The sequence below is a fragment of the Larkinella sp. genome, from assembly GCF_965227735.1.
Taxonomy (GTDB): Bacteria; Bacteroidota; Bacteroidia; order Cytophagales; family Spirosomataceae; genus Larkinella.
Genome location: NZ_OZ245776.1, coordinates 2,649,966 through 2,670,860 on the forward strand (window position 1 = coordinate 2,649,966; position 20,895 = coordinate 2,670,860).

17 protein-coding genes, 1 tRNA gene and 1 pseudogene are annotated in these 20,895 nt (G+C 53.6%); 9 read left to right on the top strand and 10 right to left on the bottom strand.

The annotated features are described in order from the left end of the window. Positions 1 to 19 precede the first annotated feature (19 nt). Positions 20 to 2,023, bottom strand: a complete 2,004-nt coding sequence (locus ACO064_RS10255) for an ABC-F family ATP-binding cassette domain-containing protein (RefSeq protein WP_421827282.1) — start codon at positions 2,021 to 2,023, stop codon at positions 20 to 22. A gap of 108 nt (positions 2,024 to 2,131) precedes the next feature. Between ACO064_RS10255 and ACO064_RS10260 the strand changes: the two genes are divergently transcribed. Further along, a tRNA-Thr gene (locus ACO064_RS10260) sits at positions 2,132 to 2,204 on the top strand. Between the two features lie 105 nt (positions 2,205 to 2,309). Here the strand turns inward: ACO064_RS10260 and ACO064_RS10265 are convergent. From ACO064_RS10265 to ACO064_RS10285, 5 genes are all read right to left on the bottom strand, one after another. Continuing rightward, positions 2,310 to 2,708, bottom strand: a complete 399-nt coding sequence (locus tag ACO064_RS10265; protein ID WP_421827283.1) for a hypothetical protein — start codon at positions 2,706 to 2,708, stop codon at positions 2,310 to 2,312. A gap of 82 nt (positions 2,709 to 2,790) precedes the next feature. After that, complete coding sequence (locus tag ACO064_RS10270) at positions 2,791 to 3,168, bottom strand: hypothetical protein (RefSeq protein WP_421827284.1); 378 nt, start codon at positions 3,166 to 3,168, stop codon at positions 2,791 to 2,793. A 247-nt stretch (positions 3,169 to 3,415) separates the two neighbouring features. Next, a complete protein-coding gene (locus ACO064_RS10275) occupies positions 3,416 to 4,489 on the bottom strand; it encodes a dihydrodipicolinate synthase family protein (RefSeq protein WP_421827285.1) in 1,074 nt (357 codons plus the stop codon). 10 nt (positions 4,490 to 4,499) lie between these two features. Further along, positions 4,500 to 5,516: an NAD-dependent epimerase/dehydratase family protein gene (locus ACO064_RS10280; protein ID WP_421827286.1), complete on the bottom strand. Its 1,017-nt coding sequence runs from the start codon at positions 5,514 to 5,516 to the stop codon at positions 4,500 to 4,502. A 5-nt stretch (positions 5,517 to 5,521) separates the two neighbouring features. Beyond that, on the bottom strand, positions 5,522 to 6,790 hold the full coding sequence (locus tag ACO064_RS10285) for an Nramp family divalent metal transporter (protein ID WP_421827287.1): 1,269 nt from the start codon (positions 6,788 to 6,790) through the stop codon (positions 5,522 to 5,524). A gap of 117 nt (positions 6,791 to 6,907) precedes the next feature. On the opposite strand from ACO064_RS10285, the gene ACO064_RS10290 reads away from it, so the two are divergent. Then, a complete protein-coding gene (locus ACO064_RS10290; RefSeq protein ID WP_421827288.1) occupies positions 6,908 to 8,806 on the top strand; it encodes an AAA domain-containing protein in 1,899 nt (632 codons plus the stop codon). A 52-nt stretch (positions 8,807 to 8,858) separates the two neighbouring features. On the opposite strand, the gene ACO064_RS10295 is transcribed toward ACO064_RS10290, so the two are convergent. The 3 genes from ACO064_RS10295 to ACO064_RS10305 all read right to left on the bottom strand — a co-directional run bounded on the left by ACO064_RS10295 (position 8,859) and on the right by ACO064_RS10305 (position 11,347). Then, positions 8,859 to 10,490: an SUMF1/EgtB/PvdO family nonheme iron enzyme gene (locus tag ACO064_RS10295; RefSeq protein WP_421827289.1), complete on the bottom strand. Its 1,632-nt coding sequence runs from the start codon at positions 10,488 to 10,490 to the stop codon at positions 8,859 to 8,861. 112 nt (positions 10,491 to 10,602) lie between these two features. After that, a complete protein-coding gene (locus tag ACO064_RS10300; RefSeq protein WP_421827290.1) occupies positions 10,603 to 10,860 on the bottom strand; it encodes a hypothetical protein in 258 nt (85 codons plus the stop codon). 25 nt (positions 10,861 to 10,885) lie between these two features. Continuing rightward, positions 10,886 to 11,347, bottom strand: a complete 462-nt coding sequence (locus ACO064_RS10305; protein WP_421827291.1) for a hypothetical protein — start codon at positions 11,345 to 11,347, stop codon at positions 10,886 to 10,888. Positions 11,348 to 11,600: 253 nt separating this feature from the next. Here ACO064_RS10305 and ACO064_RS10310 point away from each other — a divergent pair, with 253 nt between their 5' ends. Further along, positions 11,601 to 13,574, top strand: coding sequence for a sensor histidine kinase (locus tag ACO064_RS10310; RefSeq protein ID WP_421827292.1), 1,974 nt, complete (start codon positions 11,601 to 11,603; stop codon positions 13,572 to 13,574). A gap of 25 nt (positions 13,575 to 13,599) precedes the next feature. On the opposite strand, the gene ACO064_RS10315 is transcribed toward ACO064_RS10310, so the two are convergent. Then, positions 13,600 to 14,256, bottom strand: a complete 657-nt coding sequence (locus ACO064_RS10315) for a LuxR C-terminal-related transcriptional regulator (RefSeq protein WP_421827293.1) — start codon at positions 14,254 to 14,256, stop codon at positions 13,600 to 13,602. A 99-nt stretch (positions 14,257 to 14,355) separates the two neighbouring features. Between ACO064_RS10315 and ACO064_RS10320 the strand changes: the two genes are divergently transcribed. The 6 genes and pseudogenes from ACO064_RS10320 to ACO064_RS10345 all read left to right on the top strand — a co-directional run bounded on the left by ACO064_RS10320 (position 14,356) and on the right by ACO064_RS10345 (position 20,883). Next, positions 14,356 to 14,964 carry a hypothetical protein gene (locus ACO064_RS10320; RefSeq protein ID WP_421827294.1) on the top strand — a complete coding sequence of 203 codons (609 nt, stop codon included), beginning with the start codon at positions 14,356 to 14,358 and terminating at the stop codon, positions 14,962 to 14,964. A gap of 90 nt (positions 14,965 to 15,054) precedes the next feature. Continuing rightward, entirely contained in the window at positions 15,055 to 15,720 is a 666-nt protein-coding gene (locus ACO064_RS10325) for an RNA polymerase sigma factor (protein ID WP_421827295.1), read from the top strand. Further along, positions 15,708 to 16,547 carry a tetratricopeptide repeat protein gene (locus ACO064_RS10330; RefSeq protein WP_421827296.1) on the top strand — a complete coding sequence of 280 codons (840 nt, stop codon included), beginning with the start codon at positions 15,708 to 15,710 and terminating at the stop codon, positions 16,545 to 16,547. The genes ACO064_RS10325 and ACO064_RS10330 overlap by 13 nt, the downstream gene beginning before the upstream one ends. Before the next feature lie 13 nt (positions 16,548 to 16,560). Next, a pseudogene (locus ACO064_RS10335) lies at positions 16,561 to 17,571 on the top strand (WD40 repeat domain-containing protein); the annotation flags it as partial. A 441-nt stretch (positions 17,572 to 18,012) separates the two neighbouring features. Further along, entirely contained in the window at positions 18,013 to 19,383 is a 1,371-nt protein-coding gene (locus ACO064_RS10340; protein ID WP_421831008.1) for a caspase family protein, read from the top strand. A 12-nt stretch (positions 19,384 to 19,395) separates the two neighbouring features. After that, positions 19,396 to 20,883 carry a C1 family peptidase gene (locus ACO064_RS10345; protein WP_421827297.1) on the top strand — a complete coding sequence of 496 codons (1,488 nt, stop codon included), beginning with the start codon at positions 19,396 to 19,398 and terminating at the stop codon, positions 20,881 to 20,883. Positions 20,884 to 20,895 lie beyond the last annotated feature (12 nt).

The window sequence follows — 20,895 nt, forward strand, 5'->3', positions numbered from 1 at the left end:
GTTGGGGCTTCCAGACGATTTACCCCAACTTCTTTTCCAATTTTTCCGCTTCCAGCATGACGTCCTCCCACTGCGCCTGAAACGAATCGAGTTGCGTACCAACCCGTTTGTAGTCAGCGGTTTTTGACTGAAAAAGCTTTCCGTCGGCCACCACTTTCGGCTCGGCCATTTCGGTTTCCAGTTGCTTCTTCTGTTTTTCCAGCCGGGCAATCTGCTGCTCAAAATCCTCGGCCTGTTGCGTGGCTTTCTTCAACGCCCGCTGCCATTCCTTGCGCTCTTCGTCACTGGCGATGCTCTTGCCGTTGGCAGATCCGTTGGAGCGGTTTTGCCCATTTTTATCGACCGGTTTGCTGGTTTCGGCCTGTTTACCATTCGAATTCGCGGCCGATTGCGGGGAACTGGCGGGCGTCTCGACCGGGTTCGATTTCCGTTCTTCCATCCACCATTCGTATTCGTCGTAGGTGCCGGGGTATTCCTTGATCTGCTCGTCTTCGATATACCAGATTTTGTTGGCAATCTGCGACACGAAATACCGGTCGTGGGAAACCACCACAAACGTGCCTTCGTACTGATCCAGGGCCTGAATCAGAATATTGACCGATTGCATGTCCAGGTGGTTGGTCGGTTCATCCAACAGCAGAAAGTTGGCCTGTGACAGCAGCACTTTCGCCAGCGCCACCCGCGATTTTTCGCCCCCGGACAACACCTTGATTTTCTTGAAAACATCGTCGCCCGAGAACAGGAAGCAGCCCAAAACCGTCCGCAATTCCGATTCCGATTTGGTCGGATTAGCCGATTTTAGCTCTTCCAGCATGTTATCCTCCACATTCAGCGACTCCAACTGGTGCTGGGCGTAGAAACTGAAGGAGACATTATGACCCAGCCGCCGTTCGCCTTTCGTGGTCGGTTCGGTTCCGGCAATAATCCGCAGCAAGGTCGATTTACCGCGCCCGTTGGCGCCGATCAGCGCCACGTGATCACCCCGTTCGAGTCGGGCGGTGGTGTGCGTCAGGATTTTTTTCTCGCCGTAATTTTTCGTCACCTCATCGAGGTGCAGAATGTGTCGACCGGGTTGCGTCGAAAAGTTGAAACGGAAGTTAACGCGGGCATTTTCATCGATCACCGCATCGACCCGGTCCATTTTTTCGAGCATTTTCACCCGGCTTTGCGCTTGTTTGGCTTTAGTGGCTTTCGCCTTAAACCGCTCGATAAACCGCTCTGTTTGCCGGATTTTGGCCTGCTGATTTTCGTAAGCGCCCTGTTGAATTTCGTTGCGGAGTGCCTTTTCTTCAATGTAGAACGAATAATTTCCCGCGTAGAAATTCAGCTTCGCACCCGACACTTCCACGATGCTATCCACCACATTATCAAGGAATTCACGGTCGTGAGAAACCACAATCACCGCGCCTTCGTAGTTCAGAATATATTTTTCAACCCAGACAATGGACGGTAAGTCCAGGTGGTTGGTCGGTTCATCGAGCATGAGCAGCGACGGTTTTTGCAGCAGCAGTTTTGCCAGCATCACGCGCATCCGCCAGCCCCCGGAAAACAGCCGCAGCGGTTTGTCCAGATCCCCGGTCGAGAAGCCCAGACCTTCCAGAATTTCCTCGGCTTTCGACTGGATCGTGTAGCCGTCCAGGGCCGCAAATTCGTCCTGCGCCCGCGCCAATTTGTCGATCAGTTCGTCGCGGTAATTGACTTCCATCTCGTGCAGCAGGCCGTCGATCCGTTTTTGCAGGTGGTTCTGGCGTTCAAAAGCCTGCATGGCCACCGACAGAATCGAGTCGTCGGTTTGGTAGGAAAGCAAATCCTGGTTCAAAAAGCCGATGGTTACATCGCCCGCTTTGGAGATACTTCCGCCGTCGAGTTGGTATTCACCCATAATCAACCGCAGCAGGGTCGATTTTCCGGTTCCGTTAAGGCCAATGAGACCAATTTTCTGACCGGGCTTGATGTGCATCGACGCATTTTCGTAGAGCGCCCGGCTTCCGAGATAATAAGACAGGTTTGTAAGAGAAATCATACCGGCAAATTTACGCATTTTTGCCGCGTTTGCTTGCATGGTTTGTGAAGAACCCGCTATATTTGCACCGCATCAACGGCCCGGCCACAAAAACGGCGGGTCGTTTTTGCCTCCTTAGCTCAGTTGGTAGAGCGACGCATTCGTAATGCGTAGGTCGCAGGTTCGAGTCCCGTAGGAGGCTCACAAGTCACAAAAAGGCTAATTCGTTGCAGAGCATAAACGCTCCAAATCAACGAATTAGCCTTTTTCATTTATGTATTGACTGAACTTAATTTGATTGCCTGTTTTAGTTGAGCGCGATCAGCCGACCCGTCACAGCAGGTGGCTGGGTAGCAAGCACCAGGTTGTTGACTTTGGTATCAAACCCGTCGGTAACGACTACCTGATAGGCTCCGTCGGGTAATGCGTCGATAGCCATTTTGATCCGGGCTATTCGTTGCCGCCGTCCGACGCGCTGAACGAAAAATTCCTTTCCGGTGCTGTTGACCAGCCGGACTTCTACGATACCGCCGATCATTTTATCGACGGCGACGCGGATTTTACCCTCGGTATCGGTGTAGAGACTGCTTTGATACGATTGCACTTTCCCGGCGGGTTTCGGTTGGCTGGCATTAGTTACTGCGAAAGAAACCGTCAGGCTCGTCAATAGGAAAGCTATGATCAGGGATTTGGTGAGCGTTTTCATGGCGTGAGAAGTTTAGTTTGGTTGTCCGTTTTGGATAAACCAAAGGTCCGCTTCCAGGCAAAAAAAACCTGTCCCAGATGAGTCAATCCCTGCTACTTTTGGGAAATGTCCTATAAATCGGTTGATCGGCTTCCTGTTCGAGCGAGTTGGCCAGATTGGCAGAAGCGTTCAGCATCCCCAGAAGTGTGTCGTAAAACCAGACGGTGTAGGCTTTGACCGTGCGGAAATACAAATCGAAGTTGCCTTTGTTTAAGAAAAGCACAAACCGATCAAAGGGAACAGCTTCGCCCTGGTCAATAGCGTAGCGAACCACGGCTTCAACAACCGGGATAAACCGGGCAGGATCGGCGGTGGCAAACCGCTCATTCCAGTAGATCAGGTGATTCCCCTGGATAAACCCGAAGTCGGTGAAGGTTTTCAGGAATTCGTTTAACGCGTCTTCAACTGGTAACTGAATCATGATTTGGTAAAGCCGTTGTAGGTTGCTACGCCCCTGAAAGTTTGCAAAATGCCCGGAAAGCGAAGCCCGGTGAATTTGCAGATGCCTTCGTCAAAGCCCGTGTTGGCACTTAATCGAGAAATTCAAATTATTACAAAAAAAGTGCCAAAAATGGCGACTTGAAAAAACCGCCTGGTGGAGAGAATACGCTAGAACCCTACCCTTTTTGCCGGTCGGAACCGGGCAAGGGCGGTTTTCGTTCAAATCGCTACTCCGCACGCTGAGGTGAGAAGTGTCCGGAAATGATCGTTGCCACAAAATCGTCGTCGTTCAGGTGCGGATAGGCCGCGTATACCCGGTCGATTTCGGCCATCTGCCCCGGCGACAGTTCCTCCGCCGGATTCAGACACCAGCGCCCTTCGAGCAGTCCCTGCCGACGCAGCACCTCGTGAATACCGGCAATGCAGCCGTGAAAACCGTGGGCCGGATCGAAGAAAGCCGCGTTGCTGTCGGTGACTTCGACGTTGCGCGTCAGCAGTTCCGCCAGCCCGTCGTTGCCGTTGTTGAGGCAGGTTTTGATTTCGTCCAGCAGTTCGACGGCCTTTTTCGTCCACACGGCCCAATGCCCCAGCAAACCGCCCACGAACCGCTTTTCAACGGTTTTGCCGTCAACCGTAAACCGGTACGTCGTCAACAAATCCGCCACAATATTGTCGTCGTTGCCGGTATACAACGCAATCGCATCCCGGCGGCTGGAATGACAAACCGCCCGAACCACATCCAGGGTCTGGTAGCGGTTGAAACTGGCGACTTTAATGGCCTGAATGTTGGGAATTTCGGCGAACCGCTGCCAGAAATCGTAGCTAAAAATGCGCCCGCCGACCGATGGCTGTAAGTAAAAACCGAAGACCGGAATCACTTCGGCAACCGCCCGAACCCGGTCCAGAATGGCCGCTTCGGTCCAGTTTTGCAAACCGCCCATGCTCAGCAGTCCCAGATCGTACCCGTATTTCAGGGCGAGTTCGGCTTCCTTCAGCGCCTGTTCGGTGGGGCCGACCATACCGGCGACTTTGATAAACGGACGGTTCAGTTGCGTATGCTCGATTTCTTCAGCAGCTACCTTTAAAACCGTTTCGTAGAGATTGATTTTCGGATCGCGGATTTCGAACTGGGTAGTGTGAACGCCGACGGCCACCCCACCGGCTCCGCTGGCCATATAGTAACGGGTTAAACCCCGTTGCCGGTTTTCGTCAAACTGCCGGTTTTGGTTCAAGGCCAGTGGATGCGCCGGAATAACCGTCCCCGCGTGCAATAACTGCTGAATATCAGAACGTAATGCCATGTGCTGTGGGTTAGAATTTGCCGTCCCGTTCCTGAAAATGAGTCGGTTTGTTCAGAATTGTGCCGCCACCCTGCAACCACGCGACGGTCAGTTCCATCATCTGCCGCAGCGTCACGCGCGGGTAGCCGAACAGCCTGTTTGCCTGCGACGAATTGCTCAGCAAAGCCGTTGGCTGGGCTTCGTTGACAAAAACCGGGGCCTTGCCGAGCATCTTGCCGTACTCCTGCGCCAGCCACTGGATCGAGACGGTTTCGGGGCCGGTGACGTTGAGAATTTTGGCCGGCACATCGCAATGCCGCAGCGACCGGAGGGCCATTTCGTTGGCGTCGCCCTGCCAGATGACGTTGGCGTTGCCCATCGCCAGGTTGATTGGTTTTTCGGCGATGACGGATTTGGCAATTTCCAGCAACACGCCGTAGCGGAGATCGATGGCGTAGTTCAGGCGGTAAATCAGCGTCGGCGTGTTGTTTTTCTCCGCGAAATACTGAAAAATCCGTTCGCGGCCCAGACACGATTGACCGTATTCGCCAACGGGTTCGGGGGCGGTTTCTTCCGTTGCGCCCCCGGACGTTACCGGCGTAAACGGGTAGACATTGCCGGTGGAAAACGCCACAATCCGGGAGTTGCGGTATTTCTCCGCCACCCGACCGGGCAAATACGCGTTCATTGCCCAGGTGAAGGCTTCTTTGCCCGTCGTACCGAATTTGGTTCCGGCCAGATAGAGCACATTTTTTACGGACGGCAAAGCCGCCAGATCACTTTCGTTGAGTAAATCCGCCGAGATGGTTTCGATGCCGTCGGCTTCGAGTTCGCCCTGGAGCTGCGGGTCCGAAAACCGGGAGACGCCGATGACGCGTTTCTGAATACCGGCCTGCTCAATGGCCTGTTTGGCCAGCCGCGCCAGACTCGGCCCCATTTTTCCGCCGACCCCCAGAATGAGAATATCGCCCTCCAGCTCGTGTAAATCAGAAACCAAAGCCGCCGAGGGCCTGACCAGTTCCTGTTCCAACGCGTGTAAATCGTTCATGTCTGTTACTTAAAAAACAATTGGTTGACATTACTCAGCGCCAGCCCGAAAATGACCAGCAAGCCCAACGCGCCAGCCACTTTGACGGCGGTCGAATTCGCGTAGCGGCCCATGATCCGGCCGTCGTTGGCAATCGTATACATCGCCACCCCGATAAAAGGCACCACCAGAATGGTGATGCTTTGGGCAAAAATGATCAGGTCGAGCGGCAACTTTCCGAAAATCATGGCGATCGAAGCCCCAAACACCATGACCAGCGCAATCAGGTATTTGACCCGTTTGGAACCCAACTGACTGCCATAGCCCAGCGCATCGCCGAGGAGCGTTCCGCCGACGGTGGCGTTGCCGACCAGTGACGAAAACGAAGCACCGAACAAACCGATCAGGAACAGCACCGAGGCATATTGCCCGAAAATCGGTTCCAGGGCTTTTCCCATGTCGGAGGCACTGGTCACCTTGATGCCCTTCGGATGCAACACGGCCGCAGCACAAACCAAAACCGTCGCGCTCATCAACCCCATCAGCGTCATGCCGGTGACGGTATCCACCTTTTCATCCCGCACTTTTGGATTGACCCGCACCCGCTCCTGCACCAGATACGACTGGTAAAACGCACCGACAATCGAAAAACAGGAGGCCGTAAACGCAATGACCAACCCCAGCGAACCCGCGGGCAATGACGGCACGAAACCAGTCACGACCTCGCCATAATCCGGCCCCGAAAAGGTCAGCGTGGCGATGAAAGCCACCAGCATCACGCCAACCAGCATGATCATGAGCCGTTCGAGCACTTTATAAAACGACTTCAAAAAAAGCAGACTGATTCCCAGAACCGTGAAAAGGCCAATCCAGATGTTCACCGGGGTATGCGTGGCTTCGGCGATGGAAATCCCGACCCCGACGGAGTTGCCCGCCTGGAACGAGGTGGCTACCAGAAAGACCCCAATGCCCACCGCCACCGCTACCGGATTGCCCCACTTCTGCCGGATCGTCGCCAGCAGGGATTGGTTCGTTGCCAGACCGATCCGGGCGGCCATGGCCGTGAAAACGATCATGAAGAAGATAGCCATCACAATGATCCAGAGCAGTGAATACCCGTATTCGGCCCCCATTTTCGAGGTAATCGTCATTTTGCTGGGGCCAAAAACCAGCGCGGCTGTGATGATACTGGGACCCAGCGACGACAGCCAGGCTTTGACCGTCCGGGGCGATGTGCGGCCCGGCCCCGGTTGCGTGGGCATTTCATTCGGTGAATCAGCGGTTTCAGGGTGCATGCGTTTCAGGAAAGCAAGGTTTTTCGAAGATATACTTCCTGCGTCAATATCCTTCATCTGGCGTCAAAATACCGGGGGTCAACTTTTTGCCCGGCCGAATATCCACTACTTTTGGGGATGGATTACTTTAAAAATCTTCTCGACGTCTTAAAAATTGAACGGGAAGAAGATCGCAATCAATACCGCCGACAGACCGAAAGCACTTCCGTTGCCGAACGCCGGGCCAACGGCCTGACCTGGTATCCCATCGCCATCCGGGGTTCCGAGATGAGCCGGGGCGACTATTTGACGGTGGAAGTGGAACGAACCACGCACCAGGATGTTTCGCACCAATTCCGGTCGGGCATGCCCGCCGTATTTTTCAGCAACCACGATCCGAAAAACGACCGGGTCGAAGGGACGGTTTCTCACCAGAGCGGCAATCGGCTCAAAATCACCCTGCTGACCGACGAACTGCCCGACTGGTCGCGGGATGGAAAACTGGGCGTTGAACTGCTTTTCGACGACAAGAGCTACGACGAAATGCAGGATGCGCTCAAGCTGGCGAATTCGCTGAGCGAGGGGACGCAACACCGGCTGGTGAAGATCCTGACCGGCCAGTCGTCGCCCACCTTTCAGACCGATTTGCCGCCACTGCCGATTCCGCAACTGAATGAAAGCCAGAACCGGGCGGTTGAAAAAATCCGGGCCGCCAACGAACTGGCGATTGTTCACGGTCCTCCCGGAACCGGCAAAACCACCACGCTGGTGCAAGCCATCAAAGCCCTGCTGAAACAGGATAACCGGAAAATCCTGGTGGTTGCGCCCAGCAACACGGCGGTCGATCTGTTGAGTGAAAAATTGCACGAACAGGGGCTGAACGTCCTGCGGGTGGGCAATCCGGCGCGCGTTTCGGAGCGGCTGATGGCGCTCACGCTGGACCACAAAATGGCGGACCACCACCTGATGAAAGAGGCCAAAAAGCTAAAAAAGCAAGCGAATGAGTTTAAAAATATGGCTCATAAGTACAAGCGGAATTTTGGCAAAGCCGAGCGCGATCAACGAAAAGCACTGTTCGATGAGGCCCACCGGATTATGAAGGAGGTGGGGAACACGGAGCAGTACATCATCGACGATCTGGTGGCCAAAGCGCAGGTGATTACGGCCACGCTCGTCGGTTCCAACCAGTACATGATCCGGAACCTGACGTTCCATACCGTGGTCATCGACGAGGCCGGGCAGGCCCTGGAACCCGCCTGCTGGATTCCGATTCTGAAAGCGCAAAAGGTGGTGCTGGCCGGTGATCACTGCCAGTTGTCGCCGACGATCAAATCGAACGAAGCCGCCCGGAAAGGCCTGAGCACGACTTTGCTCGAAAAATGCGTGGCGCTGCACCCCGAAGCGGTCAGTGTGCTGGAAGAGCAATACCGGATGCATACGCACATCATGGGCTATTCGTCGCAGGTTTTTTATGCCAATCTCCTCAAAGCGCACGCGTCGGTGGCGGCTCATTCGCTGTTTCCCGGCGACAGCGCGCTGCGGTTTATCGACACGGCGGGCTGCGGTTTTGACGAAAAACTGGAAGGCACCAGTTCCACCAATCCGGAGGAAGCCGCTTTGCTGATGAAGCATTTAACGCAGTTGGTAGCCGAGCTGGGGCCGTTTTACAGTCCGCAGAATTTCCCCAGCATTGCGATCATCTCGCCCTATAAACAACAGCTCGCCGTTCTGAACGAGCAACTGGCCCACGCCCCGGATTTACAGCAGTATGTGGGAAAAATTGCGGTCAACACCATCGACAGCTTTCAGGGGCAGGAGCGCGATATTGTCTACATTTCCATGACCCGGAGCAATACCGAGGGCGAAATCGGTTTTCTGGCCGACATTCGCCGGATGAACGTCGCCATGACGCGGGCACGGAAGAAATTAGTCATTGTGGGCGACAGTGCCACGCTGGCAAGTCTGCCGTTTTATGCCGACTTCATTGCCTATTCCGAAAAACTCGATGCGTATCAGAGTGCCTGGGAGTGGCTGTGAGGGTCGGTTTTCAAGATTGGTAAATTTTTGGTATGCCGGGCTATCTCCCTGTTTACGGAACAGACACAACCCGAAAGCCTACGCTGTAACTGCCAGCATCGGGCTGCAGGAAGGAGCGAGACGCCACTCTGGCTGAGTGCGGATCATTGGTATTGCCGCCAATGCTACCGCCACGCACGATACGCCACTTATAATCCGTAGCCGGGGGGCCTGTGGGATTACTGCCAGGACTGATGGCATAGTAGCCTTTCTCAAAAAAATCGCTGCACCATTCTGATACATTCCAACTCATATCATGTAAACCCAATTCATTGGGCTTCGTTTGACCCACGGCACGCGTACCGGTTCGCGGGGTTCTATCGGAAATCCACCCCACCTCCTTAAAGTCATTACTGCCAGCGTAGATGGTTCCCCGACTTTGCTGCCCCCCACGGGCCGCATATTCCCATTCGGCCTCGGTCGGTAACCGATACGTTATGCCCGTCTTCAGCGTCAGCCATTCGCAATACGCCACCGCATCGTTCCAGCTCACATGCATGACCGGATGATTATACTCCGAACGAGGACGAATTTTGCCATACGCGTCGCATCGCCAATTCACTCCGGATTGTGTTTTAGCATCACCATATTGCAATCCGGAGGATGGTATAGTAAGACCAGCATTAATAGTATAGCTTCCCTTACCCTTCTCGGCCTCGGTCTTGTATTCGGTCGCTTCCACAAATCGCTCAAACTCGGCCACGGTTGTTTCATACTTGGCCATCCGAAAACTACTGAGCGTCACGCGATGAATGGGCTTCTCAAAATCACTTTTATTGCTACCCATCAAAAAACTTCCTTCGGCTATGCTCACCATCGCTATTGGCTCTAGGTCCACAACAGGCTTGGTGGGCGGTGCAGGTGTCGGAGTATCAGTCCGTTTAAAATAAAAATCATCCGTAATAAAACCGGCCTGATAGGGGGTTTGGCGGGTGTTTTTCACTTTCACCGCCCGGGCGGTGTTTTTAAACATACTGATCAACTCTAAATTGGGTTGACGCAGTTGCTTGAGCAATTCCTGCGTAAAAAGACCGTTCCGCTGCCCCGCGTTTTCGCTGGCGGTCTGGCCGGGCGAGGCCGCAAAAAAGGCAATCGTGCCGCTGGGCGCATTGACAGCTCCCAGGCCGGAAGCCGTATTCCGATCCCACCCCCGGAAGGGATTGTTCCGGCAGGCGTCGACCAGCAGAATATTGGTATGGCTATTGGCCTCTTTCATGCTGCTCATCACGTCGTTGAGACAGAGGGACTTTCGCTTGGCCAGCGTCTCATTGAGGTCGCTTCGCACCTCGACCGACATGAGATAATTCAGGTTGTCGCCAGCTTCAAAACCGTGTCCCGCAAAATAAAACAGGCCCACTTCGTACTTTTTCAGCCGTTGGGTAAACGCGGACACCACGTCCTCCAGTTCGGTTTGGTTGAGATTCAGTTTGAGGATCACCTCAAAGCCCAACTGCCGCAATGTGGCGGCCATGTCCTGGGCGTCGTTGGCGGCATTGGGGAGTGCCTGTCCGGGGTAAGTTGAGTTGCCAATCACCAGGGCCAGGCGACCCTTTTGCGGTTGGCTGGTACTTGCAATGGGCTTAAAAGCCCGTTGGGCCTGCAAGGAAGAAAAACACAACAAAAAAAGGAATAGACAGTATTTCATTGGCGGGTAGAATAACGAATTAGGAGCCTGAAAATAGCCATTTCAAAAATAATCATTGAACGCCACAAACAAAGTAAAAATCGAAGTTGCCCAGCGCATTAGCTCTCTTAGTTTACCAGGACTCATAGGGCCAATTGGGATTATATTTTGCCGTGTATTCGTTAACGACGATTTTAAGGCGTTGCTGGAGTTGAACAAGGTCATAATTCGGATCGTAATCGACGGATACCCAATCGTCGCCCCCGATGTAAGCACCTGTAACCCCTTCGACTTTTTCGATTTCATCGAGTATTCCTTCGGAGAATTTTACCCAAAAACCAGTGTGTAACGCAAAAGAATGATACTTAGCGGAAGAGTTGTGAATGCTCATGCTTATTTTTTTTGAAAGAACCATACTAATTCCCTTTGCTCAATTCATCAGCCGCCACGTTGATCAGCGTGCCGATCATCAACCCCTGCAAATCGTGGCCCAGCGCACAGTCGTTCACGCGTTCCATTCTAAACTGGGGCTGGGTGCCATCGTCGTTAACGTAGAGATAACCCCGGGCTTCCACCTGGCACTCATCGCAAATCCAGCACCCCCGCCCGACCCAGGTCGAGGTCATGTCGATGGTGTAGCGACGGGTATCCGGGTCGTAATTCCACTGGTTGGTGATCCCCTGATAATCGCGGCCCGTGTTCGGATAATACTGGTTCATCAATAGCCCGGCATACTGGCCGACGAACGCATTGGCTTCCTGGTAACTGCCCTGATAAACCGGTTCTCGCGACGTGTTGCAGGAGAATAACGTAAGCAGACCGGCGAAACAGGCGACCGTGATTCCGGTCCGATTGCGAAAGGCGATGAGTGACTTCATACAGAAAAATAGTTTGTGGTTTTCCGCCCCGTCCGAAGCGTTTGACCATCTATTCTGTCTACGGTTTCAAGGTTATCGGTTCCTTTAAATTTTTTTTTAACTACGGGAAAAGCTTCCTTTCAAAAAATACCCACTTTCTGCTATTTGTACTCAAGCCTGCCATGATTTTACAGCATTTAGTTGCAGTGAATGGGTAATTCTGCGTAAACTTCTGGCATTCACAGACGTAGAATCCTCTTTTCAGCCTGATCGTATGCCTTTCCGGTTCTTCCTGCTCCTCCTGTTCCTCGGCATTTGTGCGGCAGACGGCTACGCCAGCCTTCCCGTTCTGCTGTCGGCATCGCAACCGAAATACAGCCTGGGACGGCGGGTGGATTTTCTGGCCGACACGATGGATCATCTGACGATCAACGACGTACGCAAACCGGCGCTGGCCCGCCTTTTTCAACCCAGTTTGCAGGAAACCCCCAACCTGGTTTTTGCCAACAGCAGCTACTGGTTCCGCTTTCAACTTTTGAATCAGGACGTTCGGCCCGAAAGCCGCTACCTGTTCGAAGTGGGCTTTGGTAACATCAGGGAAATCGATCTTTACCTGATCGACCGTACCGGCAAAATGACCCGCTTCCGGGCGGGCGATGCCCTGGGGCGCAACAGCCGGCCGATGTCGTCAAACACCTACGTCTTTCCCCTGCCGCTCCGGCCCGGAGAACCGTATACCGTTTATGTCCACATCGATAACCGCCAGCTTCACAGCTACTTCCCGCTCATCGTCTGGGAAGAAAAGGGATTTCAGGCCCATGCCCAACTGGCCGCCCTGCTGTGGGGATTTTACTGGGGAACGCTGTGTCTGATGCTGCTGTATCACCTCGTTATCTGGCTCTTCACCCGGATTGTCAGCTACCTCTACCTGGCGTTTTACCTGCTTTCCTACCTTTTTTACGAAGCCTGCCGGGGGAGTAACATCGGCATCCGCTACCTCTGGCCCAGTTCGACCTGGCTGGCCGAACACGGTTTGGGGCTGTTTTCGCTGGGCGTGTTCTTTACGTTTATCATTTTTTATTCCCGGGCGCTGAACCTGCGGCAAACGATTCCCCGCCTGTATTACACGCTCTGGATTCTGTGCGGTATTAGCGTGGTTCTGGTTGGCATCAATCTGCTCGAATTGCTACCCTTGTCACTCCAGTTTGTGGCCCTGATGAGTTCCTGTCCGCTGGTTATCGGCATGTTTGTGGCGGGGGTGCTAACGTGGCGGCAGGGGCAGACGTCCTCGAAATTTTACGTCATTGCGTCCATGTGTTACTCCCTCGGTTTTGCGGTTTTTGTGCTCAACCGGGTCGGCATCATTCCCGGAACCGGTCTTCTGATTCACTATTCCCAGAACATTGGTTCGCTGCTGGAATTTACGTTCATGTCGGTGGGGCTGGCCGACTACATCCGGAACGAACGGCGGTCGGTCCGGCAGATGAAACGCCAACGCGAAATCGCCGAACTGGCCGCTTACGAACAGGAGATTCGCAAAAAAATAGAAATGGAAGAAGCCCTCATTGCCGGACAAATTCAGGAACGACGCCGGGTGGCCGACGAATTACACGACCAGTTGGGCAGCGTCTTGTTTAGCATTCGCACCCGCCTGAGCGAACTAAATAACCCTGACAAACAGCCCATTATCGACCGTTCGGCCCTGCATTCGCTGTTGCAATCCGTACAGGACGCCTACGACGGTATCCGGCTGATCGCCCATAATTTCTGGCCCGACGAACTTGATGAACGCGGGCTGGGCAGCAGCCTGCAACAACTGACCAACAGCCTGAACCGCGCGGGCAAAACCAGTTTTGTTCTCCAGTTGAGTGGTGTGGAAGAGCAACTGAACCGGATTGCCAAGTTTCATCTCTACTGCGTTTGCCTCGAACTGGTCACCAACATTCTAAAACACGCCCAAGCCAGTGAAGCCACCATCCGGTTTATGGTCGACGAAAACCGGAAGTTCCTGAAACTGAGCGTCCGCGACGACGGTTTGGGTTTCGACCCTGACCAGTTTCCGCAGGGGAAAGGACTGCGAAGCATCAACGAACGGGCGGGCCTGATGAGCGGCACCATCAACGTATCGAACCTGCCGGACGGCGGAGGCACCTGGGTTCAGATTCGGATTCCGTTGATCGAGATCAATCTGCCAAAACCGCCCATCCATCAACAGCTCAACGAGCCGTTGGTGAGTCCGGCCCGTTAAAATTGGGCTTCCGGCCACCCGGTTTCTACACCAGTCCGTTCCGGATGGCAAAATTGGCCAGTCCGACAATGCTCTTCACTTTCAGTTTCTGGATCATATTCCGGCGGTGCGTATCAACGGTCGCTTCGCTGATGTTCAGCTTGTCGGCAATTTCGGCGGTGGTAAACTCCTGGGCGATCAGCCGCAGCACTTCAATTTCCCGGGCCGTAAGCTGGCGGATTTGCTCGGGTTGTTTTTCTTCCTGCGAATCGACAAACGTTCGCAATACTTCCTGGCTCATGTAAGGCCGGTCGTCGCGAATCACCTCATAAATGGCTTTCCGAACCAGGTCGACGTCCTGGCTTTTGAACAGATACCCGGATACGCCCAGCCGAACGGCAGCATGGATGTCTTTCGGGTCTTCGGACATGCTCAGAATAATAACCCGGGTTCGGGGCGACACAGAGCGAAGCTGCACCACAAATTCCAGCCCGCTGATTCCCCGGCGCATGCGCAAATCGGCTATGACCACATCGACCAGCGGTTCTTTGCCCGTTCCATTCTTAAAAAACTGCAGGGCTTCCTCGCCATTGGTAAACACCTCTTCGATCTCAATTTGCGGGTCATCACGGAGTAAACTCAGAAGACCGTCGATCACCACTTTATGGTCGTCGAGGAGCAACACTTTGATTTTGCCTTTCACGATAGGGAGGAATAATAGATATTCAAAATTAGTCAAACGAGATGATAACTTCTTGTCATAACCGCCATAGATGGATGAAAAATCAAACCATCTGCGATCATGTTACAGACATTTTTGCTCCAGAGCACAACGGATCTTTACCGGTTTATCGACACGTATCGACAACGGAGTCAGGGCATTAGCGTTGACCCGGAGTTCCTGAAACACACCACCGTGCGGGTTTTTCAGGATAGCGATCAACCCGGCGAATGGACAGCCGGTTATTTTGTCAACGCCCGCCCACCGCATCGGTATTTCGATGTGCTGCCGGCCGCCATCAAAGCCCAGATGCTGGAAGACAGCCAAATTCGGGAAGAAGACGTGGCCGAAATCGGCGCCATCTGGATGGACGTCAAAGCCCTCGGACGGCTCGGACGCTGGCAGGTGTATCTGTTCATGCTGGCCGATGCCTACGCCACCAACCAGCCCTTCATCGTCGGCGGAACCGTTCACGCCCAGATCCGGGACTTTCAGATGCAGGTGGTCAAACACCCGCTGTTCGAGGGCGAGGTGGAACTGGCGGGCCAGGTGCAGCGGATTTGGGAATACTACGCCAACCGCGAAGAAATGTGGTTCGACTTCCTCAATTTCACCGTGCCGGAAATGCGCCGACATATCTCACGCGACACCATAAGCCTTCGTCCGGCACCGTACCGCCAAAGTGCCTGATCTGAAAATTTAGTTAACTACAAATGGTCAGATGGAGAGATTTTAGTAGTTTTAACTGCTACTTGGCCTCCATTTGACCCGTTTGTATGTATGTTTAAATTTCTACAGAAATCTTCCTCCTCTGTCCCGACTAACCCCTGCCTTCACCTTGAGAACAATCCCGATCTGTTTTGCCGAACACTGGTTCAGGAAGATCCGCGCAACGAAACGGCCTGGATGTGTCTGACGAAGCGTTTGTATAAATTTTTCTTTCATTACGCCCAAAAATACGGCACCAGTGAAGACGACATTCAGGATTTGATTCAGGATACACTGGTCCAGTTTATGGATGATATTTATTCCGGAAAATTTGTTTGTCAGGGCTATAAACCCATCAGTTATGTCGGTCGGATCTGTATTAATAAATGGCGGGGCTGGTGGAAAAAACAAAAAAAAGAAATGTCCCTCAAAGTCGATTGGGATTCGCTTTTCCGGGAATTCGACGACCGGCCGCTGGGCCCCGAACCTGCCACGGATGAGGCTGCCGAAGAAGATGACTGCCTGCGGATTGCGGCCCGCAAGGCCTATGAAAAACTAACACCCGTTCAGCAGAAACTGATGTGGGAGCATTATGTCAATGGAATGAAATTGAATGACTTTGAAACAATGGAAGAAAAATCAGATGGATACGGAAAATTACTCCATCACCGCGCCAAAAAAGAATTCGTCAGACTGTTCAAACAATACCTTTCCGATTGTCAATCATGGAAGAACTGACGGAGCAACAGCACGACGATCTTGCGGCTTATCTGTCAGACCAGATGACGCCCGGCGAAAAAACCGCCTTTGAAGAACAACTCCGCCAAAACGAAGCCCTGCAAAGGGAACTGCAAGTTCAGCAACGGGTTCGGCGGGGCATGAGGCTTCTGTCTTTCGAGCAGGAAGCTGCGGCCTTCTACGCCAAAGCAAAGGAGGAACTGGCCACGGAAAAAGAAGCCCAACCCGCCGAAGTGACCGTCCGCCCGCTCTGGGAACGCCCTGCCGTCTGGCTGGCCGCAGCCACGGTGCTGCTGACCCTCGGGCTGTTCTGGCGATTCTACAAAACCGGCGGTTTGGACGGCCCGGAAACCCCGATTGCCCAAAAAGACACCAACGCTACGCAACCCCGACCCGCCGACACCCTTCGGTCATTACCCCCCGCGCCAACGCCCGCTCCTCCCGCCGATCCGGGTCTGCTGCTGGCCGACGCGCTTTTCAAACCCACGCCCAAAGCCGCCCCGTTGCCCATCGAACCGCCCGATGAAACCGATGCCGCCGGTACGGCCGACACAGCCGCCGTGGCACAGGATTCGCTGGCCGTCTGGCAGGGCGCCCGGCTATTGCAGCAACGGCAACTCCGCGAAGCCATCCCGATTTTGCAGAAAACCGTGCTGGAAGGCTATCCCGGCCACTGGCGGGCCTGCGCCGAGTGGTATCTCAGTCTGGCGTATTTACGAAACCGGCAGCGCCGGGAAGCCCGGTCGATCCTGACGCGCATTGCCCGAACGGATGGACACCCGTATCAGGAAGAAGCCCGAAAACTACGCAGCCGTTTAAACGAATAACCCGTTCCCTGCCATGAAAAGGTTCTTTTGGTTGATCAGCCTGCTGGCCCTGCCCGGTTTGGCTCAGGTCACGGATTTGTCCAAATCTCCGCTGGCGGGGCATGTAAACGAAATAACCACCTTGGCCTATCATCCCAATGGAGATTTGATAGCGTCTGGCAGTCAAGACAATATCATTAAACTGTGGGACATTAAAAGTGGCAAAGTAATACGAACGTTAACCGGACATGCTGGAGCTATCGCTTCTGTGCGGTTTACTGCCAGCGGAAAATTTCTGGTGTCTGGATCGGCTGTTACTTCCACAAAATCTGTCATTATATGGGATGCGCAAACAGGACAATTGATTCGTAAGATATCGGCATACCCAACTAGTTACGTGGAAGTAGTTGACCAGGATCGACTACTTGCCTTGGTATCTCCCGCCAAACCGATACAATTGATTGACATGCAGACTGGAAAGCTGCGGTTTCTTCTTGATCAGGTTAAAGTGTTTGGAACGAGACACAGTACATGCACCTCTATAAGTTACAACTCAAAAATGAACCGACTAGCGGTGGGATACGGAAATAATACCATCGGAATCTGGGATGTAGCGACCGGAAAACTTCTTCGCATCATCAATAAAAAAGAAAATGAATATACCCCTGTCGAGTCGGTTTCATTCAATGAAGATGGGCAGAAGATAGCCTCCAGCCACAAAAATGTTATTCATCTATGGGAAATCGCTACTGGTAAAATCCTGCAAACCCAAGTATATTCTGAAAAAAACACGATCAGCCAACTATGTTTCGCCAACAATGATCAATATCTGCTATTCAGTAGCAAAATAAATAAGAACAGCGCAGGTACGGTTGATTCATTAAACATCTGGAATCTTCAGACGGGGACCCTGCACCAACGGTTGCCTATAAACATTAACTATCAAAAATCTTCCTTTATAGTTAATTCAAATGGAAGCCAGATCGCGGCAATCGACAGCAAAAAGCAAACAGACATCAACATTTGGGACATAGCATCAGGACAACTTCAGCAAACCGTTTATGGACTGGGCCAAATCGGGGATCAGGATGCGAGTGACTTTAACACCGATGGAAAGCAGATTGCGATAGCCGGACGATTCGACGTAACTTGCTGGAATACCCAAACCGGGCAATTCCAGCAACACTTTTATGATCAGAAAGTTGGAAACTTTGAATCTATCGCGTTCAGCCCATCAGGAAACCAGTTCATATCGGCCATCGATCGAAAGAACGATAAAGGAGGACCTGCGTTAGCACTATGGGAGATAAACGCAGACAAGTTCCATAAACGATTTGAAAAACCGTACGCAGGCAACTCGATTACCTTTTCGAACGATGGGCTTCACATTATAGCGGGACACGCCAGAGGCTTTATCATTTGGGATAATCAGTTGAGTAAAGTAACCTATTCATCACCAACACTTCCTTCAGTAATGGCAATTGGTATGGGTACCAATTCCAATCAGCTTGTTTTCGCAACGTGGTGGAAAGAATCGCTCCAGTTATGGGATATAGCCCTAAATAAATCCGTTGTTACAATTCCAATTACTAGCAATGTCTGCAAGATCACCTACACCCCCAACGACCGCTACGTGCTGGTTCAAGGTTTCGACAACCTGATCGAAATTCGCGATGCCAAAACCCTGAAACTGATTCAGACGCTTGACCAGGTCGGTTTTTTCACGGATGCGAACTTCAAAGCGCCCAAAACACCCGACGGTCTTTACGAGATTTATCCCTATTTCCGGTCGGTTTTCCTGAAAAAAGTGGCCGGGTCACCCGTGGTGGCCGCTCTGCCCAAAACCGCTCAGCCCCCGACGATTTCCTGGGAACTGCCGGGCCGGTCGGACGAAACCGTTGCCAGCAATGCCTTCGGGGTGAAGGCCTGTATCACCGGCGACGGCATAACCGCCCACCAGCTTTACCTCAATGGCGAACCGGTCAGCCTCCGGGGTTTCAAACGGCTCGGCTGCCCCCTGGGCATTGACCAGGTGCTTACGCTCCGCATCGGGCCGAACGAATTGTATCTCACCGCCACCACAGCCGCCGGCACGGTTTCGTCCGAACGTCGGTATGTTACCTACCAGCCGCCTGCGCCATCGCCCCTGACGGTGCAAACCGCTCCACAGCAAAAGCGGCTGGCGCTGGTGATCGGAAATGCCCGGTATCAACACGCCGGGTCGCTCGCCAATCCGGTCAACGACGCCCTGGCCCTGAAAGCGGTTCTGGAAGAATGCGGTTTTACGGTGCTTTATTACGCTGATCTGGACAAAAAAGGCATGGTTACTGCCTTTCAGGAATTTGGCCTGAAGCTGAAGGCGTACAATGTCGGGCTGGTATTTTACGCCGGTCACGGCCTGAGCATTCGGGGCATGAATTACTTTCTGCCCACCGACGCCAATCCGCAAAGCGAGGACGAGGTGGAGTTCGAAGGCATTCCAACCACCCGGCTCATCCGCAAGATGGAAGAAGCCAACCGCCTGACCAACATCATTTTGTTCGATGCCTGCCGCGACAATCCGTTTGCCCGCACCTGGGGCCGGGGCCTCGGTGATTCGGGCGGTTTTGCCCTGCTGCCTCCGCCCAAAGGCACGCTGATTGCCTACGCGGCCTCGGATGGCGAAGCCGCCCGCGACCGGGCCAAAACCGGCACCAATAGCCCGTTTACCAAAGCCCTCGTCAAATACATCCGCCAGGGCGGACTGTCGCTGTCGCAGATTTTGCAACGGGTTCGAACCGAGGTTGAGAATGAAACCGCCGAACGCCAGACGACGCAGGATGTGAATATGATGCGCGATGATTTTTATTTCCGATAACTTCTTCTGTCCATGAAACAACTCCCTGTTCTGTTCTTCCTCCTGCTAACGCGGTCCCTTTTTGCTCAGGATGCGTTTAATTACGGACTCATCATGGACGATGACAGCTACCTTCGGATTCCGGCCAAACCGCCGGTTATTCGAAAGTTCGGGTTGCAGCAACTTCCGGCGAGGGTATCCTACGAAGCCTATTGCCCCCAACCCCTCGACCAGGGGAAACACGGCACCTGTCTGGCCTTTGCTCTGGGCTACTACCTCCGCACGATCATGGAAGCCCGGCGGCTCAACACCACCAATCGGGTGGAAATCAACAAGCTGGCCTTTTCGCCGACCTATCTCTACGAAGAAGCCAAGCTCAGGAACGATCCGTATTGTCAGAATGGATTGCGGATCGATTCGGCCACGAACGTCATTCAGCACAAGGGCATCATCCCGTTCAGCTACCTGGGATATCCCGCTTGCAGTCAGGCCGATATACGAAAATTCAGAACACTGGCGATGCGCTACCGGGTGGCCGAATCGCAGCGGTTTCTGCGGCTGGACGATCCCGTCAGTGAAAAAGTATCCAAGCTGAAAAATGTGCTGGCGGAGGGATTGCCGGTGGTGGTCAGCATTCTGATGACGCCATCGTTCGACCAGTTGAACCAGGAGGTCTGGCAACCCGGCCAGGAGGATCTTACGCTGGTGGCGAATAAACAGAAGCAGTTGCAAACCAAAGGCCAGTCGGGCATGGGCCACGCGCTGTGCATCCTGGGCTACGACGACGAGCAGTTTGGCGGAGCGTTCCGGGTGGTCAACAGCCGGGGGCCGGGCTGGGGCCAACAGGGATTCTGCTGGATTCGGTACGCCGATCTGGCGACATTCACCCGCTACGGTGTGCAGCTCTACCCGCCGATGCAGCAACTGGCCACCTACCAGATTGGCGGCTTCAAGGCGGCTGTGCAGTTTGAGCAGAAGGGAATGGGCGAAATGGGGCTTCACATCGACGAAGCCGCTTCGAAAACCGCCGGGATGCTGGTCTACCGCATGAACAAACCCAATCTGTCGGGCGACGAATTCAAATTTCTGATCAACAACGACCGGCAGGCCTACCTGTTTGCCTTCGGTACTGACGAACGACCCAACTCCGATTTGACCCGGCTTTTTCCGTACAGCGAAAAACGACCGGACGGTAAGCTTGTGGACTACAGCCCGTTGCTCGGTGCCAACACCACCGTGGCCTACCCGCCCACCAACACCATTGAGCTGGATAACAACACCGGGACGGATTATTTTTTGTTGCTGTTTGCAAACCGGCCCGTCGACAGCGGCCGCATGAACCGAACGCTGCGGAGTGTGCAGGGGGGGCGGTTGCTCGACCGGCTTCAGAAAACCCTGAGCGCAGAGAACCTGATCGATTTCACCAAAATCCGGTATGAACCGAACCGAATCGCGTTCCAGGTGGAGGGCCAGGCCACCGGGAGCATCGTGCCGGTGCTGGTGCTCATCGACCACCGCTGAGAAACGATCGGT